This is a genomic window from Chloroflexota bacterium, assembly GCA_020850535.1.
GTDB lineage: Bacteria > Chloroflexota > UBA6077 > UBA6077 > JACCZL01 > JADZEM01.
The window spans coordinates 1-4,318 of sequence record JADZEM010000069.1; the positions used below are offsets into that span (position 1 = coordinate 1).

Sequence of the window (4,318 nt, forward strand, 5' to 3'; positions counted from 1 at the left end):
GAAAGCCCCGCCTACCATCCTGCAGTCGCTGCGCGACGCGCCAGTCGCACCAGTGCCTGCCGTTCCCCACGGCCGTCGCGCAGCGACGGTGTGACTGTAGGCGGGGACTTCAGTCCCCGACCGCCCGCTCCATGATGCTTCAGGTACACCAACGAACACGCAATCGCCCTGGGGGTCGCAGGGCGGGCAGATGCTAACGAGGCAGCTCGACTCGCGCGGCGCTCGGCGTCGGCAGCGGCTCTCGCCAGAGCCAGTCGACCTTCAGGCGGAAGCCCTCCAGTGCTTGTGACGTGTAGATGCCATCGGCTGAGATCGTGCCGGGGTGGTAGTGTCCATCCGCCCCAAGCTCATGAAAGATCACGTCCTGGCGCAGCGGATCCACAAGCCAGTATTCAGGGATGCCCGCCGCCTCGTACTCCAGGAACTTTGTGGCCCGGTCTCGCTCCTCACTCTCGGGTGAGACAACCTCGATGACGAGGTCCGCAGGACCGTGGACGAACGCTCCATCCACGCGGTCCAGATGTGCCGTCGTCAGGAACATGATGTCTGGATCGCGTCCGCTTGGTCGAGATGCCAGCAGGAGTCGCATACCGGCAATGAACACTTCCCCGAGGTCGTGCTGCTCGCAGTATTCGGCGATCATCCGCGCGAGGAAAAAGATAATCCGCTGGTGCACCGCCTGTGCAGGCGACATCACTACCACGTCACCGTCAACCCACTCCGCACGCAGACCCTCATGGTCCCAGGTCAGGAACTCTTCGAGCGTCATGTGCCTGGGGATGCCTCCGGGCCAGTCTGCGGCGGCTGAGACGCCGGCGCTGTCGGGCATGCCGGGGCTGCTGGTGCTGGTGATCTCGTCTGTGGCTGATGGCTGCAGGACGTCAGTCATGGTGAGGCTCCTGGTGCGCGCGTCCCTGTCTGAAGATCGTACCATGCCCCCAACGCTTATACGGCCGGCCCCTTGGGACCGGCGAGGACGCCGCCGATGACCGATCAGCCCGCCGCCTCCGCGTCAGCCACGCCCGCCACCTACGATCTGCTCATCCGAGGCGGCAGCGTCGTCTCAGTCTTCACCGGCGAGGTCTTTCCTGCCGACGTCGTGCTTCGCGGCGAGGATATCGCGGGCGTGCTGCCGCCCGGCAGCGTCGATGCCGGCCTGGCCGCCGACGTGCTCGACGCCGCCGGCCAGACCATCGCGCCGGGCTTCATCGACGCCCACATCCACGTCGAGAGCACCTTTGTCACGCCGGCCGCCTTCGCGTGGCTCACGCTGCCGCGCGGCACCACCACGGTGCTGGCCGACCCCCACGAGATCGTCAACGTGGCCGGCGCGCCCGGCCTCCGCTGGATGATCGAGGCCGGCCACGGGACCGGCCAGACCATCCTCTACGGCGTGCCGTCCTGCGTGCCGGCCCTGCTCGGCTTCGAGACGGCCGGTGCGGAGCTATCCGCCGAGGACATCTCCGAGATGCTGGACTGGCCGGGCGTCATCGGGCTGGGCGAGGTCATGGACTACCGCGCCGTGGTGCGCGGCGACGAGCGCATGCGCGGCATCGTCAAGGCGGCCCGCGACAAGGGCAAGCTGATCGACGGCCACTGCACCAACCTGAGCGGCGTCGATCTCAGCCGCTACCTCGCGGAGGGCATCGACTCCGACCACACCAAGAACCCCGTCGAGATCCACATCGAGAAGGCGCGGATGGGGATGCTGGTGATGATCCAGGAGAAGAGCGTCCGCCCGGAGCTGTTCGAGCAGCTGGCGGCGCTGCCGATCCAGCCGCCACTCTGCCTCGTGACGGACGACGTGGCCCCGGATGCTATCGTGGAGCGGGGCCACCTGGACCACGTCGCGCGGTGCGCCGTGCAGGCCGGGATGCCGGTGCTGGAAGCGCTGCGGGCGATGACCTGGACGCCGGCCCAGCGCCTGCGTCTCTACGACCGGGGCATCGTCTCGCCGGGCAAGCGGGCCGACCTCGTGCTGCTGCCCGATCTGGCCCAGTTCGCTCCGTCCGCGGTCATCTCCGGCGGCCGGGTGGTGGCGCGCGACGGCATGGCCGTCCTGCCCGAGCCGCAAGATGCCGCGCTGCCGTTCCGCGACACCGTCAAGGTCGGTGGGGTGACGCCGGACGACTTCCGCTGGCGCCTGGACGTGCCGGCCGGGCACATCGACCTGACCGCTATTCGCGCCAACCCGGTGGACACGGCCACCCGCCCGGACCGGATCACGCTGCCCGTCGAGGAGGGCGAGGTGCAGTGGGAGGGGCAGGCCACCCTGCTCTCGATCGTCGAGCGGCACGGGCGCGGCGCGACGCGGGCCTGCGCGCCCCTGCTCGGCTTCACGCTGGGGGATGGCGCGGTCGCCACGACCTACTCGCACGACAGCCACAACCTGACGGCTATCGGCACCAGCACCGAGGCGATGGCGCTGGCGGCCAACACCGTCATTCAGGCCGGCGGCGGCATCGCGGTGGTGCACAACGGCCGGGTGACGGCGCTGCTGCGGCTGCCCGTCGGCGGCCTGATGTCCGACCGCCCGATTGCCGAGGTGGTGACAGCAGCGAAGGAGGTGCGGGCGGCCCTCCACGCCTGGGGGTATCGCCACGCCAACGCGTTCATGAGCGTCTCGACGCTCTCGCTGCCGGTCAGCCCGGCCCTGAAGCTGACGGACCAGGGCCTCGTGGACGTGGACCGGCGGGCCTGGGCCGACGCGGTGGCCTCGCACGTCTGACGGGCGGGAGCACCAGGCTAGCGGCCGTCGCGGCAGCGCCGGGCCGCCACCTCGCAGAACCGCTCGTCGATCTCGATCCCAATCGAGCGCCGCCCCAGCGTCTGCGCCACCCGGCAGGTCGTGCCGCTCCCGAGGAACGGGTCCAGCACCACGTCCTCCTTGAAGCTGAACAGCTTGATCAGCCGCTGCGGCAGCTCCTCGGGGAAGGGCGCCGGGTGGCCCCACTTCTTCGAGTTCTCGCCCCGGAACTTCCAGATCCCGAGCGAGGAGTCCATGAACTCCGCGCGCTCGATGTCCGAGGTCTTGCCGCGACCGTCCCGCTTGCGCTGCTGCTTGGAGAGGACCAGGATCGCCTCGGCCGCCGTGTTGACCCACGGATCGGATGCCTTCAGCCAGGAGCCCCAGGCCGTGCGCCGAGAGATGTTGTTCTCCAGCCAGAGGATGGTGGTGTTGTAAAGCCAGTCCTGTTCGTTGACGAGACGATGGGTGAAGTCCGCCAGGACCGGCCGCTTCTGGGTGCGCCGCTTGCCGCCCGAGTCAAACGAGAGGTTGATATCGATCGGGATGTTTAGGCAGAGCCGCCCGCCCGGCTCCAGCACCCGCCATAGCTGCTGGCACCACGAGACCATCCAGTCCAGGTAGCGCTCGTAGGTGTCGTTGTCGCGGGCGGTGCCGTAATCTTTGCCCAGGTTGTACGGCGGGCTGGTCACCACCAGATGCACCGAGCCAGCCTCCAGGAACGAGAGGTCCGTGCTGTCGGCGTGGTAGATGGTGACGAGGTCGTCCGGGGCGCTGAAATACGGCGCGACGCTCACCCGTGGCTCACCGATGGTAAGCGGGAGGATGGCAGGGTCGGCGGAACGTCGAGGCTCGATGAGCATGGCGTGGGCCAGTCTAGCATGTCGGGGCCGGGCATCGCCCGGCCCCGCTCAGGTGCCCCAGGGCGATTGCATGTTGATGTCGTCGTGCCGCCGCGTCGGGGCTTGAAAGCCCCGCCTACGATCCTGCAGTCGCTGCGCGACGCTCCAGTCGCACCAGTGCCTGCCGTTCCCCACGGCCGTCGCGCAGCGACGGCGTGACTGTAGGCGGGGACTTCAGTCCCCGACCGCCCGTTCCATGATGCTTCGGGGACACCAACGAACATGCAATCGCCCTGAGCGAGGGGGCAGGGCAATCGTGTGTTGCGCACATCGTGCCGCCTCGTCGGGGCTTGAAAGCCCCGCCTACCATCCTGCAGTCGCTGCGCGACGCGCCAGTCGCACCAGTGCCTGCCGTTCCCGACGGCCGTCGCGCAGCGACTGAATGACGGTAGGCGGGGACTTCAGTCCCCGACCGCCCGTTCCATGATGCTTCGGGTACACCAATGAACATGCCATCGCCCTGATGCTGCTACCAGTGCAATCGTATGTTGAGCGCGTCGTGCGGCGGCGTCGGGGCTTGAAAGCCCCGCCTACCATCCTGCAGTCGCTGCGCGACGCTCCAAGCTCGCCAGCCCCAGCCGTTCCCTGCGTCCGTCGCGCAGCGACGGTGTGACTGTAGGCGGGGACTTCAGTCCCCGACCGACCGTTCCATGATGCTTCGGGTACACCA

Annotated in this window: 3 protein-coding genes; 1 reads left to right on the forward strand and 2 read right to left on the reverse strand. The window is 68.5% G+C overall.

The genetic code is table 11. From position 1 onward, the window contains the following. Nucleotides 1-193 precede the first annotated feature (193 nt). A complete protein-coding gene (locus tag IT306_10575) occupies nt 194-889 on the reverse strand; it encodes a Uma2 family endonuclease (protein ID MCC7368858.1) in 696 nt (231 codons plus the stop codon). A 96-nt stretch (nt 890-985) separates the two neighbouring features. Between IT306_10575 and IT306_10580 the strand changes: the two genes are divergently transcribed. Further along, a complete protein-coding gene (locus tag IT306_10580; GenBank protein ID MCC7368859.1) occupies nt 986-2,728 on the forward strand; it encodes an adenine deaminase in 1,743 nt (580 codons plus the stop codon). Nucleotides 2,729-2,745: 17 nt separating this feature from the next. Here IT306_10580 and IT306_10585 read toward each other — a convergent pair whose 3' ends face one another. Then, the gene (locus tag IT306_10585; GenBank protein MCC7368860.1) at nt 2,746-3,543 is read right to left on the reverse strand and encodes a site-specific DNA-methyltransferase; all 798 of its coding nucleotides are present in this window, start codon (nt 3,541-3,543) and stop codon (nt 2,746-2,748) included. Between the last annotated feature and the right edge of the window lie 775 nt (nt 3,544-4,318).